Origin of the sequence: Microbacterium flavum, assembly GCF_018717645.1 — a bacterium.
In the GTDB taxonomy this organism is placed as follows: domain Bacteria; phylum Actinomycetota; class Actinomycetes; order Actinomycetales; family Microbacteriaceae; genus Microbacterium; species Microbacterium flavum.
The window spans coordinates 386,915-404,344 of record NZ_JAFLHG010000001.1 but is presented as its reverse complement, the minus strand read 5'-3'; the positions used below and the strand labels follow the sequence as shown (position 1 = coordinate 404,344).

27 protein-coding genes and 1 pseudogene are annotated in these 17,430 nt (G+C 65.2%); 13 read left to right on the top strand and 15 right to left on the bottom strand.

Annotated features, from left to right (window positions below):
- Positions 1-156: 156 nt before the first annotated feature.
- Entirely contained in the window at positions 157-594 is a 438-nt protein-coding gene (locus tag J0P97_RS15985) for a protein-tyrosine phosphatase family protein (protein ID WP_344184379.1), read from the top strand.
- A 35-nt stretch (positions 595-629) separates the two neighbouring features.
- Positions 630-1,524 (top strand): IS5 family transposase gene (locus J0P97_RS02015; RefSeq protein ID WP_215486085.1). Its coding sequence is split into 2 segments (ribosomal slippage): positions 630-980 and positions 982-1,524, totalling 894 coding nucleotides; the frame shifts between segments, so codons are not numbered across the junction.
- Positions 1,525-1,837: 313 nt separating this feature from the next.
- On the opposite strand, the pseudogene J0P97_RS02010 reads toward J0P97_RS02015, so the two are convergent.
- Both J0P97_RS02010 and J0P97_RS02005 read right to left on the bottom strand, forming a co-directional pair.
- Positions 1,838-2,155, bottom strand: a pseudogene (locus tag J0P97_RS02010) (transposase); the annotation flags it as partial.
- Positions 2,156-2,329: 174 nt separating this feature from the next.
- The gene (locus tag J0P97_RS02005) at positions 2,330-3,034 is read right to left on the bottom strand and encodes a TetR/AcrR family transcriptional regulator C-terminal domain-containing protein (RefSeq protein ID WP_215486084.1); all 705 of its coding nucleotides are present in this window, start codon (positions 3,032-3,034) and stop codon (positions 2,330-2,332) included.
- Positions 3,035-3,395: 361 nt separating this feature from the next.
- Between J0P97_RS02005 and J0P97_RS02000 the strand changes: the two genes are divergently transcribed.
- The 5 genes from J0P97_RS02000 (at position 3,396) to J0P97_RS01980 (ending at position 7,834) form a co-directional block, all read left to right on the top strand.
- On the top strand, positions 3,396-3,914 hold the full coding sequence (locus J0P97_RS02000; protein ID WP_372449665.1) for a hypothetical protein: 519 nt from the start codon (positions 3,396-3,398) through the stop codon (positions 3,912-3,914).
- Between the two features lie 66 nt (positions 3,915-3,980).
- Entirely contained in the window at positions 3,981-4,787 is an 807-nt protein-coding gene (locus J0P97_RS01995) for a DUF2382 domain-containing protein (protein ID WP_215486083.1), read from the top strand.
- A gap of 149 nt (positions 4,788-4,936) precedes the next feature.
- Entirely contained in the window at positions 4,937-5,713 is a 777-nt protein-coding gene (locus J0P97_RS01990; protein WP_215486082.1) for a mechanosensitive ion channel family protein, read from the top strand.
- 179 nt (positions 5,714-5,892) lie between these two features.
- Positions 5,893-6,279 (top strand): YsnF/AvaK domain-containing protein, encoded by a 387-nt coding sequence (locus J0P97_RS01985; RefSeq protein WP_215486081.1) that lies wholly within the window; start codon positions 5,893-5,895, stop codon positions 6,277-6,279.
- 304 nt (positions 6,280-6,583) lie between these two features.
- A complete protein-coding gene (locus J0P97_RS01980; RefSeq protein WP_246539596.1) occupies positions 6,584-7,834 on the top strand; it encodes an IS256 family transposase in 1,251 nt (416 codons plus the stop codon).
- A 292-nt stretch (positions 7,835-8,126) separates the two neighbouring features.
- Here the strand turns inward: J0P97_RS01980 and J0P97_RS15450 are convergent, their stop codons facing one another.
- The 13 genes from J0P97_RS15450 to J0P97_RS01915 all read right to left on the bottom strand — a co-directional run bounded on the left by J0P97_RS15450 (position 8,127) and on the right by J0P97_RS01915 (position 13,188).
- Entirely contained in the window at positions 8,127-8,738 is a 612-nt protein-coding gene (locus tag J0P97_RS15450) for a diacylglycerol/lipid kinase family protein (protein ID WP_246539407.1), read from the bottom strand.
- Positions 8,739-8,819: 81 nt separating this feature from the next.
- The gene (locus J0P97_RS01970; RefSeq protein WP_215486079.1) at positions 8,820-9,026 is read right to left on the bottom strand and encodes a hypothetical protein; all 207 of its coding nucleotides are present in this window, start codon (positions 9,024-9,026) and stop codon (positions 8,820-8,822) included.
- Between the two features lie 72 nt (positions 9,027-9,098).
- A complete protein-coding gene (locus tag J0P97_RS01965) occupies positions 9,099-9,269 on the bottom strand; it encodes a CsbD family protein (protein ID WP_215486078.1) in 171 nt (56 codons plus the stop codon).
- A gap of 53 nt (positions 9,270-9,322) precedes the next feature.
- Complete coding sequence (locus tag J0P97_RS15445; protein ID WP_246539405.1) at positions 9,323-9,490, bottom strand: hypothetical protein; 168 nt, start codon at positions 9,488-9,490, stop codon at positions 9,323-9,325.
- Positions 9,491-9,548: 58 nt separating this feature from the next.
- Positions 9,549-10,094 (bottom strand): hypothetical protein, encoded by a 546-nt coding sequence (locus J0P97_RS01955; protein ID WP_215486077.1) that lies wholly within the window; start codon positions 10,092-10,094, stop codon positions 9,549-9,551.
- 32 nt (positions 10,095-10,126) lie between these two features.
- Positions 10,127-10,393 (bottom strand): GlsB/YeaQ/YmgE family stress response membrane protein, encoded by a 267-nt coding sequence (locus tag J0P97_RS01950; protein ID WP_215486076.1) that lies wholly within the window; start codon positions 10,391-10,393, stop codon positions 10,127-10,129.
- 26 nt (positions 10,394-10,419) lie between these two features.
- Positions 10,420-10,671 carry a hypothetical protein gene (locus tag J0P97_RS01945; protein ID WP_215486075.1) on the bottom strand — a complete coding sequence of 84 codons (252 nt, stop codon included), beginning with the start codon at positions 10,669-10,671 and terminating at the stop codon, positions 10,420-10,422.
- Between the two features lie 36 nt (positions 10,672-10,707).
- Positions 10,708-10,893, bottom strand: coding sequence for a hypothetical protein (locus J0P97_RS01940; RefSeq protein WP_215486074.1), 186 nt, complete (start codon positions 10,891-10,893; stop codon positions 10,708-10,710).
- A gap of 25 nt (positions 10,894-10,918) precedes the next feature.
- Positions 10,919-11,533 carry an Asp23/Gls24 family envelope stress response protein gene (locus J0P97_RS01935; protein WP_215486073.1) on the bottom strand — a complete coding sequence of 205 codons (615 nt, stop codon included), beginning with the start codon at positions 11,531-11,533 and terminating at the stop codon, positions 10,919-10,921.
- On the bottom strand, positions 11,530-12,051 hold the full coding sequence (locus J0P97_RS01930) for an Asp23/Gls24 family envelope stress response protein (protein WP_246539403.1): 522 nt from the start codon (positions 12,049-12,051) through the stop codon (positions 11,530-11,532). The genes J0P97_RS01935 and J0P97_RS01930 overlap by 4 nt, the downstream gene beginning before the upstream one ends.
- Positions 12,052-12,110: 59 nt before the next feature.
- A complete protein-coding gene (locus J0P97_RS01925; protein ID WP_215486071.1) occupies positions 12,111-12,518 on the bottom strand; it encodes a hypothetical protein in 408 nt (135 codons plus the stop codon).
- Positions 12,518-12,706 carry a DUF2273 domain-containing protein gene (locus J0P97_RS01920; protein WP_215486070.1) on the bottom strand — a complete coding sequence of 63 codons (189 nt, stop codon included), beginning with the start codon at positions 12,704-12,706 and terminating at the stop codon, positions 12,518-12,520. Before J0P97_RS01920 ends, J0P97_RS01925 begins: the two co-directional genes overlap by 1 nt.
- Positions 12,703-13,188, bottom strand: a complete 486-nt coding sequence (locus tag J0P97_RS01915) for an Asp23/Gls24 family envelope stress response protein (protein WP_215486069.1) — start codon at positions 13,186-13,188, stop codon at positions 12,703-12,705. Before J0P97_RS01915 ends, J0P97_RS01920 begins: the two co-directional genes overlap by 4 nt.
- A gap of 137 nt (positions 13,189-13,325) precedes the next feature.
- Between J0P97_RS01915 and J0P97_RS01910 the strand changes: the two genes are divergently transcribed.
- The 6 genes from J0P97_RS01910 (at position 13,326) to J0P97_RS01885 (ending at position 17,424) form a co-directional block, all read left to right on the top strand.
- Entirely contained in the window at positions 13,326-13,898 is a 573-nt protein-coding gene (locus tag J0P97_RS01910) for an RNA polymerase sigma factor (protein WP_215486068.1), read from the top strand.
- Positions 13,889-14,494, top strand: a complete 606-nt coding sequence (locus tag J0P97_RS01905; protein WP_215486067.1) for an Asp23/Gls24 family envelope stress response protein — start codon at positions 13,889-13,891, stop codon at positions 14,492-14,494. Before J0P97_RS01910 ends, J0P97_RS01905 begins: the two co-directional genes overlap by 10 nt.
- Positions 14,491-14,835: a hypothetical protein gene (locus J0P97_RS01900; protein ID WP_215486066.1), complete on the top strand. Its 345-nt coding sequence runs from the start codon at positions 14,491-14,493 to the stop codon at positions 14,833-14,835. Before J0P97_RS01905 ends, J0P97_RS01900 begins: the two co-directional genes overlap by 4 nt.
- A gap of 33 nt (positions 14,836-14,868) precedes the next feature.
- On the top strand, positions 14,869-15,963 hold the full coding sequence (locus J0P97_RS01895; protein ID WP_215486065.1) for an IS3 family transposase: 1,095 nt from the start codon (positions 14,869-14,871) through the stop codon (positions 15,961-15,963).
- Positions 15,964-15,974: 11 nt separating this feature from the next.
- Entirely contained in the window at positions 15,975-16,628 is a 654-nt protein-coding gene (locus J0P97_RS01890) for an RNA polymerase sigma factor (RefSeq protein WP_215486064.1), read from the top strand.
- 76 nt (positions 16,629-16,704) lie between these two features.
- Complete coding sequence (locus J0P97_RS01885) at positions 16,705-17,424, top strand: hypothetical protein (RefSeq protein ID WP_215486063.1); 720 nt, start codon at positions 16,705-16,707, stop codon at positions 17,422-17,424.
- Positions 17,425-17,430 lie beyond the last annotated feature (6 nt).

The window sequence follows — 17,430 nt, the reverse complement described above, 5'->3', positions numbered from 1 at the left end:
AACGCGTCGAACACGACACGCGCGCCACCACCGGACACGACCGGAACGAGCGGACGCCGAAGCCGACGGGCACGGCGTCCGCTCACCCCTGCACACTTGACAAACCCACGCCCATATCAGGGCGTGTCTGACAAAGGTTGGTGACACGATTAGAGGATGGAATCGTGGGCGGCTGAGCGAACCGGCGTGGTGACGCTGCCAAGTGGTCGTCTCGTGCGTGGACGTGGGCTGAGAGATGGACCAGTCGCTGACGGTGACCGACCCGATTTTGGGCTCTACCTCACGTCGCGTCTGCACCAGGAGAGCTGGCCGTCGCGCTGGATCGCATGGCCAGATTTTCGTCTACCCAGAGCGCCGCTCGACGCGATGGCGGCGCTTTGGGAGACCTACGATCGATCGCTCACCGAGAGAGTCGAGGTAGCGTGCGGCGGTGGCACGGGAAGAACGGGGACAGCTCTCGCCGTCCTTGCCCGCTACGACGGCGTACCGGCCGAACAAGCCGTAGCGTGGGTCCGCGCTGTCTATCGCCGCAACGCGGTTGAGACACCCTGGCAACGTCGATTCGTGCGCGAGGCTCCGTTAGGGCGTGTCTGACACCGGCTTGTGTGGGCGGTTGGAATCGTGGAGTTGTGTCGCGGTTTCAAGTGTTGTCAGATGCTCAGTGGTCGTCGATCGAGGGGATGCTGCCGCGCCCGACGGGCAGGCCGGGTCGAAAGTTCTCCGACGCTCGGACGATGGTCGAGGCGATTGTGTATCGGTACCGGACCGGGATCGCGTGGCGCGACCTGCCGGAGGTGTTCGGGCCGTGGCAAACAGCGTGGACATGGCATCACCGGATGGCATCGAACGGAACCTGGGACAGGGCGCTAGACAAGCTCACCGCCGCCGCAGACGCGGCGGGGTTGATCGATTGGTCACTGTCGGTGGATTCCACGATCGCTCGCGCGCATCAGCACGCGACGAACACGACCCGGCTCACAGGGGGCTGGATCGAACTACAAGAATCTGCGGGAAGAGCCGCCTGATCACGGCATAGGCCGCTCGCGCGGCGGCCTGTCGACGAAGATCCATCAGCTCGTCGACGGCAACGGGCTGCCGCTGGTGACTCTCCTAACCGCAGGCCAAGCAGGCGACTCGCCGATGTTCCTGCCGCTCATGGCGCAACTGCGCGTCGGCCGCGACAGAGGTCGACCGCGAACCCGCCCGGATGCGGTGCGAGGCGACAGGGCGTACTCGTCCCGAGCGATCCGCGATCACCTCCGTTCCCGCGGGATCAAGGCGGTCATCCCGGAACCCGACGACCAGAAGGGCCATCGCAAACGTCGCGGAGCACGCGGCGGCAGACCGGTCGCACTCGACACCGCCGACTACAAGAACCGCAATGTGATTGAGCGCCGATACTGCCACATCAAGCAGTGGCGCGGTCTCGCCACCCGCTATGACAAGCACGCCATCGTCTACCGCGCCGCGGTCGTCCTCAACGCCGTGATCGCGTGGGCTAAAGCATTGTCAGACACGCCCTAGGTGCACCGTTGCCTGAAGGAGCCGGTCCGCCGAGATGTGCAGATTTACTCGTGCTTCGCGTCGATGGGGCTCATCGCTGTCCAGCCGCCAATGCGGCACTGCGATTCCTGACGCAATCACGAGGCGTTTGCCTCCGATGCCGAGATCCGCCTCGATTACCTGGTGGGAAGCAACCTGGTCACGGTTCCTGGAGTCAAGATTGAACACGCGCATCTCCTCCGCAGACGATACAAGCAGGGTGACAGCAGGCTGAGGGGCTGTCAACGGTTTGAGGCTGTAGCACCCGAACTGGACTCTTCGCGTCCATTCGAAAGAGGTAGCTGGTCGCGACGACGGTGGTCAGTGCGGCCTCCGCCCGTCGGCGTCGTTCCAGCAGCCACTCCGGGAAGTAGGTCCCCTGCCGCAGCTTGGGGATCTTCACGTCGATGGTGCCGGCCCGGGTGTCGAAGTCGCGGTGCCGGTAACCGTTGCGACGGTTCATCCGGTCATCGCTGATGGTGCCGTACGCGGCGCCGCAGACCTGGTCCGCGTCGGCGGAGAGCAGCTGGTTGATGAACGTGCCGAGCATCTCCCGCAGCAAGTCCGGAGACGCCTGCGCGAGGTGGTCTTCGAGGAAACGGTCAGGGTCGATACCGTGGGTGCGACGGTCATCGTCGGGTTGCTTTCGAGACGGATGCGAAGAGTTCTCTCGAAGGATCACACGGTGACCGTCGCCTCATTGCTCGGTCAATACATCATCGGCCTCAGCAACCGTCCCGTGCAAAGACCTCGCGTATGGACGACCGAGCGCGCGCTGCGAGTGCGATTATTGGGAGAGCTCCCGGTCGAGTCGGTCCAGGAGCACCTCGAGGGACACTTCGAATTCTTCTTCGCTGCGGTCCTCGCTCAGGAGGGAACGGAGCCGCTTCACCTCGGGAGCCTCGTCGAGAGACAGGTTGCCGTCGCGGTGCGGGAGGCTCGCATCTCCCTCATCGAGCGGTTCTTCGACCGGTCCGGTTTGGGCTCCGCGGACTGAGGACTCCAGGAGGAGTTGTCCTAGGAGGAAGCTGCTGAAGGATCGGTAGGCGCCGACGGCCTGTGCGTCGGTGAATCCTTCCTCGATCAACGCGCTGAGGAATGTGTTGACGACCTCGATGCTGCGCAGCGGCGGGCGCAGCCACGGCGCCGCGGGATGGCGGGTAGCGACCAGAGGGAAGGCGAGTGGGTGGTCGCTGGCGATCTTGCGGACCTCATGGGCGACGAGCTGCAGGAACGCCTGCCAGTGCTCCCCTTTCTCCTTCTTGAGAGCCATGGTGAGGTCGCTCATCAGCAACGCCACCACACCCTCCAGGAGATCCTCCTTGCCGTGCACGTACCGGTACAGCGACATCGCTTCCACATCGAGCTGTTGCCCCAGTGCGCGCATCGACAGTCCCTGCGCGCCGGATCGGTCGATCAGCTCCAGCGCGCTTTTCACGATCAAATCGCGGCTCAGCCGGGGGGATGACGATCCTGCGGTTTCCTTACTCACGCGCGTACCTCCATGTCAATACTCCCCCCGGAAACAGACCCTGCACACCAGCATTACCGAAACACAGCGACTTACGGTGTATGCTCAGGCCAGGCTTACGGCGTAAACGCCCGAAAAGCAAGCCCCACCAGTACCTACGGCGACTCTGATACCCACGAAGCTCCGCCGCCACTGCCCTGCACATCCGATGGGCACACCCTAACGAGGAGACCTGATGCCGGATAGTCGCACACCCAACCCCTATGACCGCCCCGAACCGAACACGTCTTCCAGCGCGGCTGGCATTGCCGCGCACACCGTCGCCGGTGGTGACACCACCCGAGAGCAAGTTCTGCAGCGGGAGAAGGAGCAGTTCGGGGGCATGAAGTTCGGTTCCGCGTTCTTCGGCTGGCTGACCGCCACCGGGACCGCGGTGATCCTGACCGCACTGCTCGCGGCGACCGGCACCGCGATCGGTCTGGGAAACCAGGTCGACCCGAACCAGGCAGCCGATGCCGCCGCGGACAACGCCGCCACGGTTGGCATCATCGGATCCATCGTCCTGGCCCTGATCCTGCTGGTCGCGTACTTTTGCGGCGGGTACGTCGCTGGGCGGATGGCACGCTTCGACGGGGTCAAGCAGGGTGTCGCGGTATGGCTGTGGGCGATCATCATCGCCGTGGTCCTCGCGATCGTCACCGGGATCGCGGGCGCCCAGTTCAACATCCTGGGGAACCTGAACAGCTTCCCCCGCATCCCGATCAACGAGGGCGACCTGACGGCCGGGAGCATCATCACCGCTGTTGTCGCCGCCCTCGTCGCCCTCGCCGGCGCCATCCTGGGCGGCCTCGCCGGGATGCGATACCACCGCCGCGTCGACAAAGCCGGCCTCGGCCGCTAACACCCTCGTCTCCATCCATCACTGATGTCCCGGGCGCCCGTCCCGGGGGAAAGAGAGAACCAAACCATGATTGACACCACCAACCTCAACGACCTGATCGGCGCCGACGTGTACGGCTCCGATGACCACAAGATCGGCTCCGTCGGTCAGGTTTACGTCGACTCCGAGGCGCAGACCCCCACCTGGGTCACCATCAAGACCGGCCTGTTCGGCACCTCCGAAACCTTCGCCCCGCTGGATGACGCGTCCTTCGACGGCAACGACGTCCGTGTCTCGTACACGAAGGACAAGGTCAAGGACGCCCCGCGGATCTCCAGCGACGGCAACATCAGCCACGAAGAAGAAGACGCCCTGTACGCCTACTACGGCAACAGCGCCCCCACCACCACCTCGGACGCGCCCCTGTACGACCAGGATGCTGACCCCGGCGCCGGAACCCGAGAGTCGCGCGAGTCGACCGAGGGCTACGACGTGTCCGGTCCGACCACCGATGACGCGATGACCCGCTCCGAGGAGCAGCTGCACGTCGGCACCGAAAAGGTGGAAACCGGACGCGCCCGGCTGCGCAAGCACATCGTCACCGAGCAGGTCACCAAGACCGTCCCGGTCAGCCACGAGGAAGTCACCGTCACCCGGGAACCGATCACCGACGCAAACATCGGCGACGCGATGGCCGGCGGCGACCTGACCTCGGAGGAGCACGAAGTCGTCCTCACGGGTGAGCGTGTCGTCACCAGCAAGGAGACCGTCCCGGTCGAGCGTGTCAGCCTCGGTACGGAGACGGTCACCGAGCAGCAGCAGGTCACCGAAGATGTGTCTCACGAAGAGATCGAGCTGGTCGACCCAGACACCGACAGCCGTCCCTCGAAGTAGACCACCCCTGTCGTGCCGGTCAGTTCAGAGCGGGCTCCTGACCGGCACGACTCCACCACCGCTGAGCCCGCCGTAGAAACCGCAGTTCACTCCTGACCCCTCGAGCCCACTCGGTGTGTCAATCACCTATCTGAAAGAGAGTCATCATCATGAATTTCCTCGAAGTACTACAGAACGGTTTGGCGGCAGTCGTCGCCTTCGTCCCGCTCGCCCTGCTGTTCCTGCTCATCCTCATCGTCGGCCTGATCGTCGCCAAGCTCATCTCCAAGGGCCTGGAAAAGCTGCTCGAAAAGGTCGGGTTCGACCGCCTCGTCGAGCGTGGTGGGATCAAGAAGGCCCTCGCGAAGTCCAAGCTCGACGCCTCCGACATCGTCGCGAAGATCGTCTACTACACGCTCGTGCTGTTCGTGCTGCAGTTCGCGTTCGGCGTCTTCGGACCCAACCCGGTCAGCGACCTTCTCGCCGGCATCATCGCATTCCTGCCGAAGATCATCGTCGCCATCATCATCATCGTGATCGCATCGGCGATCGCCGCCGGCGCGAAGGGACTCATCCAGAACACCCTGGGTGGATTGTCCTACGGGAAGATCCTGGGCAACATCGTCGCGATCTTCATCCTGTTCCTCGGCGTCACCGCCGCACTCAACCAGATCGAGGTGGCCACCACGGTCACCACCCCGATCCTCATCGCGGTCCTCGCAATCATTGCCGGTGTCATCATCGTCGGCGCCGGTGGCGGGCTCATCAAGCCGATGCAGCAGCGGTGGGAAGCGATGCTGACCAAGGCTGAGGAAGAGGCCCCGAAGATCCAGCAGGAGGCCAAGAACGCGCCCAGCATCACCGAGCAGGCCAAGCAGGCCAAGGAGCAGGTCCAGAACGCGACCCGCTCCCAGCAGCAGCGTCCCCCGCTGCCGCCGCGCGCCTAACCCCTTCCGCACGGCACCTGAGGCTGGTCCCGCCACCCGGCGGGCCAGCCTCACCCCAACCCGATAGGCCCCATGCACAAGCTACTCCGCTTCCTCCCGATCCTTCTGCCGCTCGTGATGAAGTTCGTCCGTTCACGCCGTGGCGGAGGCTCGTCCGGTACTCCGTCTCGTCGCCGCTGATGACCACCCCGCCCGACGGTGCTGCGGGGATGGTGCGGCACGAGGAGCATCTGGACGTCCACGTTGAGACTTATCCGACGGAAACGGTGCGGATCGAGAAGGTGGTCGTCACCGAGCAGCGCACCCTCACCATCGATGTGCGACGTGAGGAGCTGCGGATCACCCGCACACCCCTCGCCCCAGGCAAGTCCCCGGCCCATCTCGCGGCGCCGCGCACGACACCGCCGATCGTTATGATCCTGCGAGAAGAACAACCGGTCATCACCATGGCCATCGTTCCCGTGGAAAAAGTCACCGTTACTATCGCCGTCCACACCGCCGAGCACCATCTCCACGAATCTCTCCACCACGAACACATCGACGTGAGCACGCTACCTGCCTCCTGACTCACCGTCAGCGCGCACGTCCACACGACCCGCACGAGCAAAAGAACTCCGCGGGCACCTCGATCAGCCCCGTCGCGACCCGCCTGCAACTGTTATGCGCGCGCGAGTTCGGATGTGGCGGCGATCAGCGAATGTGCAGAGCAGCCGGTTGCACGGTCACGGTGAACGCATGTGTATCCCCTATCTGCTCACCGTCGATCTCGAACGGGCGCGGGACTGTCTGATTAACGGTGTGTGAGGGTCCGGCCTGATTCGTAAGGAGATGGCCGTGACTAGCACGACCGATGTCGTCGTTGACGACGAGATGATTGATCCCGTGACCGGGGAGATCATCGACCAGAAAGAACTCGCAGAACGTCTACTCGCGCAAGCGAAGGAGCAGGGCGTGAGTCTGACCGGGCCGGGTGGCCTGCTCGGTCAGCTCACGAAGAGCGTCCTGGAGACGGCGCTGAACGCGGAGCTGACCGAACATCTTGGTCACGAACACGGCGGAGCCCCGATCGGCGAGAACATGCGCAACGGGACCCGGGTGAAGAGGGTGCTCACCGAGATCGGTCCCGTCGAGATCGAGGTTCCTCGGGACCGGGACGGGTCGTTCGAGCCGGTGATCGTCCCCAAGCGCAAGCGCCGCCTCGACGGCGTAGACCAGATCGTTCTCTCCCTGACCGCGCGAGGGCTGACGACCGGTGAGATCGCGGCGCACTTCGACGAGGTCTATGGCGCGAAGGTCTCCAAGGACACGATCAGCCGGATCACGGAGAAAGTCGCCGGGGAGCTGGCCGAGTGGGCGAGCAGACCATTGGATGCGTTGTATCCGGTGATCTTCGTCGACGCGATCGTCGTGAAGGTCCGCGATGGACAAGTCCGCAATACCCCGTTCTATGTCGTGATGGGCGTCACCACGGGTGGTGAACGCGACATCCTCGGGATCTGGGCCGGGGATGGTGGTGAGGGAGCGAGGTTCTGGCTGCAGGTGTTCACCGAACTGAAGAACCGCGGTGTCGAGGACGTCCTCATCGCCGTCTGCGACGGGCTCAAGGGACTGCCGGAGGCGATCAACACCACCTGGGAGCAGACGATCGTGCAGCAGTGCATCGTCCACCTGATCCGCAACAGCTTCCGTTACGCGGGCCGGCAGCACCGTGACGGCATCGTGAAGGCACTCAAGCCGGTCTATACGGCCCCGTCCGAGCAGGCGGCAAAGGACAGGTTCGAGGAGTTCGCCGCGGAGTGGGGCGAGCGTTACCCGGCGATCATCCAGCTGTGGCGGACGTCTTGGGCGGAGTTCGTACCGTTCCTGGAATACGACGTCGAGATCCGGCGAGTGATCTGCACGACCAACGCGATCGAATCGATCAACGCCAGATACCGGCGCGCGGTCCGGGCGCGTGGACACTTCCCCAACGAGGCCGCTGCGCTGAAATGCCTCTACCTGGTGACGAGGTCGCTTGACCCGACCGGCGGAGGCAGGGCACGCTGGGTGATCAGGTGGAAGCCCGCGCTGAACGCGTTCGCGATCACCTTCGCCGGACGGTTCGAGAACACCGCCCACTAATGAAAACCGCCGGACCCCACACACCGTTTATCGGACAGACCCACGGGCGCGGCTCGGGGAGGGTAACTTCCAGCTTCCGAGCCCGGGCGTGGGTGACCGTATCGGTGCTGGTGGTCTCGTCGCTGTTGCCAATCAGGCGCTTCAGACCGTTGTCCCACAGCATCGTCTTCAACGTTCCCGGCCCACTGGGCGATGCCGTCCGCGCTGAGCAGCAGGTAGTCCAGTTCCCCGTCGGAGGGGTCCGCGTCCGGCAGCAGGGTGAACCCGCCCTGCAGGGTGCCGCAGTTCGCTATCAGCAGGGTGTGGCCTCTTCATCGCGGGCGGGCTGGTCATCGGCGGTGATGTGAAACGGCACGATGTCGGTGGCGGACAGAGCGCGGCCGAGGGATTCGACGTAGGCCAGCCAGCCGGCTTTGTCCTTGAGATCGTCGTTGGTCTCGGCGATCATGTTCGCGTCGATCCCGAACCCGACCATAACCACGAACCCGTACCGCTCATGGCCCGCAGCGAGGTCCAGGTCCACCCACCCGATGTCCACCGGGCGCGCCTGCCCGGTGAGGACGCGGGTGAACGCGGCAGAGATGTCGTTCAAGGGGATGTCGAGGTTGCGGGCCAGCAGGTTCCCTGTGCCCAGCGGCACGATTCCCAGCTCCACCGACGAGTTGATCGCGGCGAGGTGTTCGGCGACCACGCGGACCGTGCCGTCCCCGCCGGCGACCACGACCAGGTCAGGGTTCCATGCGACGGCCCGGCCGGTGGCGTCCCCGCCAGGGTCGTCCTCGCTGGTCTCCCACCAAGACACTTCAGGGGCTGGGGCGTCGATGAGGGCGGCGTGAAGACCTTCGGTAAGGGCGCCCTGGTCGGTCTTGGACGGGTTCCATACGATCGCCAGGCGACGCGTCATCGGAGTTCTCTTTCGTACGGTTACGGGAGGGGTCGAGTGCTGAATGCGCATCCGACCCCTCCGAGTGCGGCTGAGCCGTGGCTATTCAGCGTGCTCGTCCTCTTCGGGTTCGAAGGTGGACGATGTGCCGGTGTGCCCGGCGGCGACGCCGCCGGGGTGGTTGGGGATGGTGCCATCCGCACCGAGCCCGTCGGGCTTGGTGGTGCCCTCCGGGTCATGGGTGGGCACTTCCACGTCCGGTCCCTCGAGAGAGTTCTCGTCCGCGAGTGGATTGTCGTGTTCGGTCATGATCTGCTCCTTCACAGGTGAACGGGTGGTCGAGTGTGGGAGGAAGGAATCTCCTTCCTCCCACAGGACGGCCTACTTCAGTTCGTCCTTGACGTTCTCCACGCCCTTCTTCACCTTCGCATCGGCCTGGTCGGCGACACCCTCGGCAGCGAGCTTGTCGTTGTCAGTGGCGTTGCCGATCTTCTCCTTGGCCTTACCGGTGGCATCCTGGGCGGCGTTCTTGATCTTGTCGTCGAGTCCCATGGGCGGGTCTCCCTTCTTCTCGCGAACTCACGCCGCGGGTGCGGCGCGAGTGGTCACTTCTCGTCGCTGTCGATGACGGCGTCTTCGGCGGCAGCCATCGCCGCAGCACCCTCTTCAGGCGACTCGGATCCTGCGGCGGCCGCGGCGTCGTTATCGTCCGTTGTGTCGTCGTGATCCTCAGTCGCTGTCGATGGATTCGTGTCGTTGGATGTCTCCGTCATGCGGTCTCCTCACGGAACGGTTCGATGTGCTTTACGCCGGTGGGGACGCCGAGCTGGGTTAGCGGTGGGTGAGGCGTCGCAGGAGCCCGGCGACGGGTCGCTGCTGCTCACCTTGCTGCGCACCGAGGATGATGAGCGCCCCGGTGAGGGCAGGCAGCACCCACTGCAGGATTCGCTGCTGACGCTGGACGGCGGCCAGCTCGTCCGAGGCGTCCGGGGTTGGTTCGGTGACTCCTTCGCCACCCTCGTCGGCGTGCTTGCTGATCTTCGTTCCGAGAATCCCGGCATACAAGGTCGCGGCGGCCGCGGCGATGGTGAGAGCGAGCTTCACCTTCGTGTTGGTCTGCGCTTCGGGCTGGGATGCCAGCCTGCTCTTGTTTCCCAGGATCAGACCTGCTCCGCCGGTCCCGTGCACAAGGATCGCGGCCAGCTGCACCGGCGCCCACCGTGCCCAGCCGAGCGAGGAGAGGCGGAGCCGTTCGGCGGGGTCTTTCGCTTTCGCGGTCGCACCGTTCAGCCCCACCGCGCCCATCAGGGTTCCGCCGAACCAGGCGGCAAGTCCAAGGTCGTGCATCGAGCGTACGAGCGTGTTGCGTCGAGCCATGGGTGGCGTCCTATCCGTAGGTGATGGTGGGGTCAGGCTTTGGATTTGCGTCCGACGATGAGGCCGTAGATGAGCAGGACGAGGATCGATCCGCCGATGGCGAGCAGCCAGGTCTGCAGCGAGAAGAAGTCCTGCAACGGGGCGTTGAAGATGAGCCCGCCCAGCCAGCCGCCCAGAAGCGCTCCGACCACACCCAGCAGGAGGGTGATCAGCCAGCCGCCGCCCTGTTTGCCAGGGAGGATGAGTTTTGCCAGAGCGCCGGCGATGAGGCCGAGAAGTAAGAAGCCGAGGAATCCCATGATGTGTCCTTTGTGTGTGGGTGGTGTTAGTTGCGGCGGGTGAGGGTTGTGATCAGGGCGAGGACACCGGCGAAGGCCAGGATGCCGAGGGTGATGGTGCGGGTGGGGTTGTGCGCGTACGCATCCCGCACCTTGTCGACACCGGCCGTTACAGTTGCGCGCGCCTCACTGACGACGGCGGAGATGGTCTCGCTGATGTCTGCGGTCGTGGATTCGACCGCGTCAGAGGCCCGTTCGGTGCCGTTGTAGTCGGGGTCGTTCTCGTGCTGCGTGCTCATGTTTTGTCCTGCCTGTCTATTTGGTGAGAGCGCGAGTCAGTTTCCGGTGCCTCGTTTGCTCGTGGCGCGGGCTGTGCGGCGTGCCGAACGCATACCGGGAGCGTTCCACGCCTTCTTCGCGTTCTTCTTGATGGTGCGGTAACGGCCTCGTCCGGCGCGGGCGCCAAAGGTATACGCGCCGAACGCGATGGCTGCGACGATCAGGATGCGCAGATAGGGCATCGTGCTTCTCCTTCCAGCGCCGGGGTCAGGTGAGGCGGCGCTCGTCGTGCGCGAGTTTCGCGCGCAGCCCGGAGTGCACCGAGATGTAGGTAGGGGTGTCTTTTCCGGTGAGGGTGGCGAGGTTGGTGACCAGGTGGTCCACGTCCTTCACGACCTGTCGGGGTGAGGTGTTCTGCCTGGGGGTGACGCTGATGTGCATCACCGGCTGCTTGCGGATGTCGTTGGCAGTGACGGAAGAGAACAAGATCTCGTCCCGCTGATCCAGAGAATGCTTCAGCGCGTCGGACACGAACGATTCCTGCACCGTTACCCGTCCCAGGGGGGACTGTGAGCCGGTGGAGCGCAGCACCGTGTGGGTGCGGCCCCCGCCGATGCGAGTAAGGGCCACGATCAGCAGAATCACCAGGAACACGATGAGCACCAGAGCGGCAATCGCGATCCAACTGATCGCGGTCGCACCGATCAGCGTCTGATCCACCGCACCCTCCAGCCAGGACTGGCCGGCCTCTGTCGCCCCGGTCCAGTACTCGGTCGCAGCAGGCCAGGCAATGATGATGACCAGCACGGCGCCGATGGCGAGGAAGAGGAGCCCCACGATGAACAGGACGATCCTGTTCAGGGCACGGTTGGTGCGGTTCATTGCTCATCCTCGTTCTGTGTGGGGCGCTGCACGCGGACGCGGGGTTTCAGCGATGGGGTGAGCTCGTAGCTGTCCACCTCGGCTTGCACGATGGACTTCAGCGGCGACTCGTCCAGCGGGATGCCCAGGCCGGGGCGGAGGGTGACATCGACCGTGCGGTGGGACACGCCGACGGTGATGTCGTCTCTGGAAAGTCCGGTCTCTTCGCTGAGGTGCTGTGCCACCGAAGCGGCGATGACCCCGTTGTCCACCAGTACTGCCCGTTCCCCGAACTGCATCTGGTGCTTGGAGAGGCGACCGGGGGCGAGGGCGAGGAACAGGAACACGAACCCGATGATCGCCAGAACGACACCGGCGAGGATGATGATCCACCCGGGGCGTTCGGTAGGCAGCCCGATAAGGAATCCGGCTTGCGCGGCGGGGCCAAGAAGCAGCGCGGGCTGAGCGAGGAGATACAGGACGATCTCGGTGCCCAGGTAGGCGAGCACCAGGATCATCAGCACCACGGCGATGATCATCGCGACGGTGCGGGGGGAATGGGATTCCCGGCGCAGGACGCGCCGGAAGGCGGGGGTGCTCATCTCACTCGTTTCTGCTCGGCGATGACGGCGCCGGTGATGGTGACATTCACCCGGGTGACCTCGCGTCCGGCGATGTGTCCGATCCGGTCCCGCAGCTGCTCTTGAACCCGCGCCACACGGTCCAGGACCGGAGTGCCGGCGCGGATCGCATTGGTGTCCTCCAGGTTGGGGACCGGGAGAGGGGTGCGGATGGTCACGGCCATCCCACCCCGTGCTTCGGCGACGTCCACGTTCACGTCGCCGCGGTCCACCTTCAGGGTGGCCGCAGTGGTCTCTTCGGCGATCTTCACCAAGACGCGGTCTTTGACGGTGATGCGGCCGGGGTAGGACTGCCCGGCCGGGGCCGCCCCGGCGGGGACCCGCTGAGGGTCTACGCCGGGGTGACCGGCTCCTGCCGCGACCATTACGAGGTGCGCCGACCGGAGAACGCGCTCACAAGGCCACGCACGTCGAGCTTGCCCGACACCACCCGGCCCACGAGCGCCCCGATCCCCATGAACAGGGCGACCAGGAGGAATCCCCAGAACCCGAACAGCAGGATCGATACGGCAAGGATGACGCCCAGCAGGGCGCCGGTCACGGTCGGGCTCATGAGACGCGCGACTCTTCCTCGTTCTTGTCGTCCGAGGGCAGGTGCACGTCGTTGACCTCGACGTTGACCTCGACGACCTCGAGTCCGACCAGCGAGCTGATCGCCCCGGCAACGGCGGCGCGCACGTTGGAGGCGACGTCCTGGACGGGCATCGGGTACTCCACGACGATGGTGATGTCAGCGGCGGCCTGCGTCTCGCCGACCTCGACCTTGACACCCTGGGACTTGTCGTCCGCGTTCACGACGTTGCGGATCACGCCGAGCGCGCGGGCTCCACCGCCACCGAGCGCATACACGCCAGGAACCTCACGAGCAGCGATGCCAGCGACCTTGGCCACGACACCATCGGCGATCGTGGTGGTTCCGGCGGCAGACTCGTCACCGGCCGGGCGGGGAGCGAACGAGCGGTCGACCCGGGAGCCGGTGGCCGGCTTGGGGGCAGTGGGGGTGGTCGGGGTGGTGGGGTTCAGGTCTTCAGCCATGAGAATCCTCTAACGGTAGTGACGGGGTACGCACCGACCTGGTCGGCCGCTACGCAAGAGCGATATTCTCGCGCTTACAATGTAAGAGTCGCCTCCGGGCACATTCGTCACAAATTCGTTGAAAGAAATTTTGCGACATGGGTACACGGCGCGACATCCCCTCCCCCGACCTGGCCGAGGTATCCGACGAGATTCTCGCCGAACGGGCCATCGCAGGGGACGCGGACGCGTTCAAAGCCCTCATCCTCCGGCACGGGTCCCTGGTCCGGGCCTACGTGGCACGGATCGTGGGATCCCTCATCGACGCGGACGACGTCACCCAGGAAGCGTTCTACACCGCCTGGCAGCGGCTACCCGAGCTGCGCGACCCCGCCGCGGTTAAACCCTGGCTGATGCGCGTCGCCAGCAGACACGCATTCGCCCACCTCCGACACAGGCCCCCCACCGAGCCGCTCCCCATCCTGGACGCGGCATACCCCTCCACAATGGAGCCAGAAACCGTCGCCGTCCGCAACGCGCAATTGACGGCGTTAGCTGAGGCCCTGGACAGCCTCCCCGACCAAGAGAGACGCTGTTGGCTCCTCCGCGAAGTTGGAGAACTCAGCTACGACGACATCGCCCAAGAACTCGACATCCCTCGATCGACCGTTCGAGGCAAACTAGCCAGAGCCCGCGCGAGCATCCACGCGCAGATGGAGGGATGGCGGTGACCGACAACAGCACTATCCGCGAACTGGACTGCGGGAAGACCATCGAGCAGCTCAGCGACTATCTCGCCATGGACCGGATCCCCTACGACCCGACCATCGAGACCTGCCCGGAATGCCTCAACGCCCTCCACGCCCTCGATCAAGTCGCCCAACTCTCCCGCGATCTCCTCCTCGACGACGCCGCCCACCTGCCCCCACCCCCGTCGGGATGGCTGGACGCGATCTTGACCAACATTCACAACGACGTCCGCGCAGGACGTTCCCTCCCTTTGCGTCACCCCGACCCGCGCGCGCAACTCAGCATCACCGAAGGTGCCGTGCGGGCGCTGCTACGCTCCGTCGCCGACCAGATCCCCGGCACCGTCATCGGCAAATGCCAGATCGACGGTGATGCCGAACAACTCGGCGCACCCGTCACCATCAACGTCACACTCAGCATCGCCTGGGGCACCCCAATGACTCCCACCGCGCACGATGTCCGGCAACGCATCTACAACGCCCTCACCGAACACACCCACCTCAACGTCACCGCGGTCGACGTCACCATCGAAGACATCCACGGACACGACGACACCCCCACTCAGGAGATGCCATGAGCAGCGACATCGACATCCCCCTCCCCTCTGACGCACTGGACCCCGACACCCTCACCGCCGCAGTACTCGAAATCGACAGCGTCATCGACATCTACCCTCTCGCAGCAACGCTCACCCAGGCGCCCCAGCTGGTTACCGCACTGATCACAGGGAAACCGAGCCGCTTCAACCGGGTCGATGTACGCAGCGATGGCACTGCCCACACCCTCACAGCCCGCATCGGCACCCACCTCAATACCCCCGCCCCCGAAGCCGCCGCACGGGCTGCCGAGGCCCTCCTTTCCCGCATCCCCGAGGGCCACAATGCGACTGTAAACGTCCAGATCTCTCGCATTGCCTGACGCGAGCTCCACCACGTGATTCCCGTAGCGGCGTTGGAATTCACCGACGACACCCTCCTGTTCGCCGCGATCGGCGTGATGACCCTGGCCGCGGCGCTCCTGCCCCGACTGCTCGGCAAACTCCCAATCTCGATCCCCATGGTGTTTCTCGCCGCGGGGATCATTGTGTTTGCCCTTATCCCCGACCTCCCCGACCCACACCCGAGCGAACACCCTGACGTCACCCTGCATCTGACGGAGATCTGCGTCCTGGTCTCCCTCATGGGCGCAGGCCTCGCCATTAACCGGCCGTTGCGCTGGCGAACATGGTCCACCACTTGGCGGCTCCTGGCAGTCACCATGCCGCTGTCCATCGCCGCCGTCGCGGTCCTCGGGTGGGTCGGACTCGGACTCGGAGCTGCCAGCGCCCTGCTCCTCGCGGCAGCTCTTGCCCCCACCGACCCGGTGCTCGCCACCGAGGTGCAAGTCAGCGAACCCGTCGAAGATGAGATGCGCCGGCAAGGCTGGGACATCGGCCGCGACCAGACCGAACGCCTCATGCGGCTCGCCGGGGTCCGCGGCGTCCGCAAGTCGAAGCGGGTATTCACCACGCGCTCCGACAAGACCGGGGCGCTGCCGAGCGACCTGGTCAACCGTCGCTTCACCGCGCCGGCGCCGCGACGGCTCTGGGTGTGTGACGTGACGTATGTCGCCACCTGGTCCGGGTTCGCGTTCGTCGCGTTCGTCACCGACGTCTACTCGAGGCGGATCGTCGGCTGGAACGTCGCCGCCACGCTGCGATCCGAGATCCTGCCGCTGCAGGCGCTCGACATGGCCGCCTGGGGCGCCGGCGGCCGGCTCGACGGGCTCATCCATCACGCTGACCACGGGTCGAACTACACCGCGATGGTCTACACGGAGCGGATCGTCGAGCTCGGCGCGGTCCCCTCCACGGGGACCGTCGGCGACTCGTTTGATAACGCGATGGCAGAGGCGGTCAACAACCTCTACAAGACCGAGCTGATCCGTCAGCGCGGACCGTGGCGGACCGTCGAGCAGGTCGAGCTCGCGACCCTCGAATGGGTGTGGTGGTGGAACAACCAGCGCCTCCACGGCGAGCTCGACATGCGCACCCCGAATCGAGGCTAAGACGGGAGCATGTGAACCTCGTCGAGGCTCCCTGCTACGAACCTCGTGAGGGGCATGTTCGCAGATCTGGCCGGCTTGGGAACAGGGGGATGGAGGGTGAGGTGGTGGTGTCCAGTTCTGAAGCCGACACGGACGAGCAGTTGCTCGCTCGGGTCGGCGACGGGGATGAACGCGCCCTCGCCGCGCTCTATTCGCGGTATGGCTCGATCGTGTTCGGGTTCGTGCTAGCCCGTGCCCCTGACCGTGGTGTGGCCGAGGAAGTGAGTGCGGATGTGTGGCTGGGGTGCTGGCGGTCAGCGCGCGCGTTCCGGGGAGACAGCCGCGTTCTGACATGGCTGTTGGGGATCGCGAAGCGCCAGGTCTATGTGCATACGCGACGGAAGCAGCTCCCACAGGTCCTGCTTGACGAGGAGGCGTACGAGCTTGCGACCGACGACCCGAACCCGGCGGAGTTGATTGTCTCGGCGGCTGCGACACGAGCACTACTTGACTCGCTCGACGCGCTCCCTGCGGAGTTGATGGAAGTGGTGCGTCTGGCGTGGGTGCATGAGCTTCCGTATGACGACATCGCGTCTGTCGTCGGGGTTCCGGTCGGAACCGTCAAGAGTCGTATTTCGAGAGCGCGGCGGGTGCTGCAAGAGGTACTGAGGAGGCAGGATGTCTGATCGTGACATCGGTCCTGGGCAGGACGAGACGTTCCGAGAGGTGCTGGGTCATTGGGAGGCTCGGTACACGTCAGGGGTGCCCGATTTCGAGATGGTGCAGCGGCGGATCGCTGCGTCACCCTCGCCGCTGGCCGTCGGCCGCTGGCCGGCAGGGCGCAGCGCGCGGCTGGTGGGTGCGCTCGCCTGGGCGCAGGTGCGGATCGTGCCGTGGCTGGTCGTGCCGGTCGCTTTGGTGACAGCGACGATGGCCGTGCTTGCGGCACGCTTTTTCGGGGTGAGCCACAGCGCACCTGCGGCCGTGGCTGGCTTTTCGTCGCTGATGTTGTTCGGCATCGCGGTGACCATCACCATGGCACTGTCCTCCGCCAAGGCTGATGCGCTGTCACTCGCGACGCCATTGGGCCCGCAGGTGGTGGTGATGGCCCGGGTGTTCGTCGTGCTCGCGATTGATGCGCTGGTCGGCCTCGCTGCTTCCGGTCTTGTATGGGTCTGGGGCTACACGAGCGACCTTTCCGTGCTGATCGCGAGTTGGACGATGCCCTTGGCGGTGATCGTCGGAGCCGTTGTCTTCGTTGCGATCTGGGTAGCACCCTGGGTGGGTGTGGTGGTCGGCGTGGTGCTAATCCCGCTGGCGACGCCGCCGGCAACTTCGGTGTCGTTCGGTCTCGGAGCGATGTCCGGGGTGTTGTGGGAGACGCTGACACCGGCCGGTGTGCTCGGTGCGGGCCTGCTGCTGGTGATCGTCGCCATCGGCTCTGCGCGTCGCGCCGCCGGTGCAGGGGTCGCGGCTGTCTGAAACCTC

Excerpts from the sequence above, each read along its gene's own strand:
- J0P97_RS15985 (WP_344184379.1), top strand. The coding sequence starts at position 157 with ATGGAATCGTGGGCGGCTGAGCGAACCGGCGTGGTGACGCTGCCAAGT.
- J0P97_RS02000 (WP_372449665.1), top strand. The coding sequence starts at position 3,396 with ATGAAGTTCGGTTCCGCGTTCTTCGGCTGGCTGACCGCCACCGGGACC.
- J0P97_RS01995 (WP_215486083.1), top strand. The coding sequence starts at position 3,981 with ATGATTGACACCACCAACCTCAACGACCTGATCGGCGCCGACGTGTAC.
- J0P97_RS01990 (WP_215486082.1), top strand. The coding sequence starts at position 4,937 with ATGAATTTCCTCGAAGTACTACAGAACGGTTTGGCGGCAGTCGTCGCC.
- J0P97_RS01985 (WP_215486081.1), top strand. The coding sequence starts at position 5,893 with ATGACCACCCCGCCCGACGGTGCTGCGGGGATGGTGCGGCACGAGGAG.
- J0P97_RS01980 (WP_246539596.1), top strand. The coding sequence starts at position 6,584 with ATGATTGATCCCGTGACCGGGGAGATCATCGACCAGAAAGAACTCGCA.
- J0P97_RS15450 (WP_246539407.1), bottom strand. The coding sequence starts at position 8,738 with ATGACGCGTCGCCTGGCGATCGTATGGAACCCGTCCAAGACCGACCAG.
- J0P97_RS01970 (WP_215486079.1), bottom strand. The coding sequence starts at position 9,026 with ATGACCGAACACGACAATCCACTCGCGGACGAGAACTCTCTCGAGGGA.
- J0P97_RS01965 (WP_215486078.1), bottom strand. The coding sequence starts at position 9,269 with ATGGGACTCGACGACAAGATCAAGAACGCCGCCCAGGATGCCACCGGT.
- J0P97_RS15445 (WP_246539405.1), bottom strand. The coding sequence starts at position 9,490 with ATGACGGAGACATCCAACGACACGAATCCATCGACAGCGACTGAGGAT.
- J0P97_RS01955 (WP_215486077.1), bottom strand. The coding sequence starts at position 10,094 with ATGGCTCGACGCAACACGCTCGTACGCTCGATGCACGACCTTGGACTT.
- J0P97_RS01950 (WP_215486076.1), bottom strand. The coding sequence starts at position 10,393 with ATGGGATTCCTCGGCTTCTTACTTCTCGGCCTCATCGCCGGCGCTCTG.
- J0P97_RS01945 (WP_215486075.1), bottom strand. The coding sequence starts at position 10,671 with ATGAGCACGCAGCACGAGAACGACCCCGACTACAACGGCACCGAACGG.
- J0P97_RS01940 (WP_215486074.1), bottom strand. The coding sequence starts at position 10,893 with ATGCCCTATCTGCGCATCCTGATCGTCGCAGCCATCGCGTTCGGCGCG.
- J0P97_RS01935 (WP_215486073.1), bottom strand. The coding sequence starts at position 11,533 with ATGAACCGCACCAACCGTGCCCTGAACAGGATCGTCCTGTTCATCGTG.
- J0P97_RS01930 (WP_246539403.1), bottom strand. The coding sequence starts at position 12,051 with ATGATCATCGCCGTGGTGCTGATGATCCTGGTGCTCGCCTACCTGGGC.
- J0P97_RS01925 (WP_215486071.1), bottom strand. The coding sequence starts at position 12,518 with ATGGTCGCGGCAGGAGCCGGTCACCCCGGCGTAGACCCTCAGCGGGTC.
- J0P97_RS01920 (WP_215486070.1), bottom strand. The coding sequence starts at position 12,706 with ATGAGCCCGACCGTGACCGGCGCCCTGCTGGGCGTCATCCTTGCCGTA.
- J0P97_RS01915 (WP_215486069.1), bottom strand. The coding sequence starts at position 13,188 with ATGGCTGAAGACCTGAACCCCACCACCCCGACCACCCCCACTGCCCCC.
- J0P97_RS01910 (WP_215486068.1), top strand. The coding sequence starts at position 13,326 with ATGGGTACACGGCGCGACATCCCCTCCCCCGACCTGGCCGAGGTATCC.
- J0P97_RS01905 (WP_215486067.1), top strand. The coding sequence starts at position 13,889 with ATGGCGGTGACCGACAACAGCACTATCCGCGAACTGGACTGCGGGAAG.
- J0P97_RS01900 (WP_215486066.1), top strand. The coding sequence starts at position 14,491 with ATGAGCAGCGACATCGACATCCCCCTCCCCTCTGACGCACTGGACCCC.